This window comes from Rhodococcus sp. NPDC059968, from assembly GCF_042738615.1.
GTDB lineage: Bacteria > Actinomycetota > Actinomycetes > Mycobacteriales > Mycobacteriaceae > Rhodococcus_F.
The window spans coordinates 1-1,395 of record NZ_JBHWUE010000278.1 but is presented as its reverse complement, the minus strand read 5'-3'; the positions used below and the strand labels follow the sequence as shown (position 1 = coordinate 1,395).

The 1,395-nt window shown below is 59.6% G+C and carries 1 protein-coding gene; it reads left to right on the top strand.

Going from position 1 to position 1,395, the window contains the following annotated elements; translation table 11 throughout:
- Nucleotides 1–164 precede the first annotated feature (164 nt).
- Nucleotides 165–1,385, top strand: a complete 1,221-nt coding sequence (locus ACFWAY_RS53825; RefSeq protein ID WP_378516547.1) for an ISL3 family transposase — start codon at nucleotides 165–167, stop codon at nucleotides 1,383–1,385.
- The last annotated feature ends 10 nt before the right edge of the window (nucleotides 1,386–1,395 follow it).

The window sequence follows — 1,395 nt, the reverse complement described above, 5'->3', positions numbered from 1 at the left end:
TGGCGCTCCTGAGGTTTGTGTGGGCGTCATTTCTGCTGTTCAGGGTGGGTTGTGTTGTTGGACGCAGTGGTCGGCGAGTTGCCGGTGAAATGAGGGACGCGCACGTGTTGGGTCTCTAGATTTTGGGGTTCCTACACCAACCTCAACCCGGAGGACCGCTACACGTGCGCGTCAGTACTGCATTTAACCGTCTGCTTCAAATCCCCGGTGCATCGGTGTCGGATGTGTCGATCACAGACGACTCCGTCGAGGTCACCGTCAGGCTCGCAGCACGCCGTGTGAAGTGCCCATGCGGCTACACGAGCGCCGCTGCCTACGACCACGCGCCGCGGCGCTGGCGCCATCTCGACTTCGGCCGCCACAAGGTGTGGTTGAAGTATCCGATCCGACGGATCGAGTGCCCGACCTGCGGCGTCCGGACCGAGGACATTCCGTGGGCGCGTCCGACAGCACGGCATACACGCGACTTCGAGGACATGGTGCTGTGGTTGGTCACCCGCACCGATCGGACCTCGGTGTCGACCTTGATGCGCTGTGCATGGCGGACGGTCACCTCCATCGTCACGCGGGCAGTCGATGCGTTGATCGACTCGCGCAGGCTCGAGAATTTGTATCGAATCGGAGTCGACGAAATCTGCTACCGGCATCCGCACAAGTACCTCACCATCGTCGGCGATCACGACACCGGCAAGGTCGTCTACATCACCGAGGGCCGAGGCCGAGACTCGTTTTCGGAGTTCTTCGAGCAACAGTCGGCGAAAGAGCGCGACAAGGTGCAGGTGGTGTCGATGGACGGCTCTCCCGCCTTCCGTGCCGCCGCAGAGGATCACGTCCCGCAGGCTCGTCAGTGTATGGACCCCTTTCATGTGATGCAGTGGGTGAACCGAGCATTGGATCGTGTGTTCTCCGACGCGGCGTCTGTTCGCCGGACCTTGTCGATGCAAGCCCCGGAATGGCGTAAAGCTCGAACAGTGTTGCGGCTAGGTAAGAATCGGCTCACCAAGAAACACAAGTCGTTGCTGCGGACGGTGACCGCAGCCGATACCGAGGTCGGGACAGCGTGGCGTCTGAAGGAGCAGTTCCGCGATCTCTACCGCAAGATCGCGCCCCAGAACGCTGCACGGTATCTACGGCGGTGGATCGAAGAAGCGCAGTCCTGCGGGATCAACGCGTTCGTACAACTGGCGCGCATGATCGACAAGAAATCCGAGCAAATCTGTGCAGCAATCGAGTTGGGGATATCCAATGCCCTTATCGAGGGGATCAACTCGAAGATCAGACTGATCAATGCCCGCGGTTACGGTCATCATTCAGCAAAATCACTCAAGGCGATGATCTATCTCAATCTCGGCGGAATCGAGGTAAGACTGCCCACACAAACGTAAGGAGGGGCAC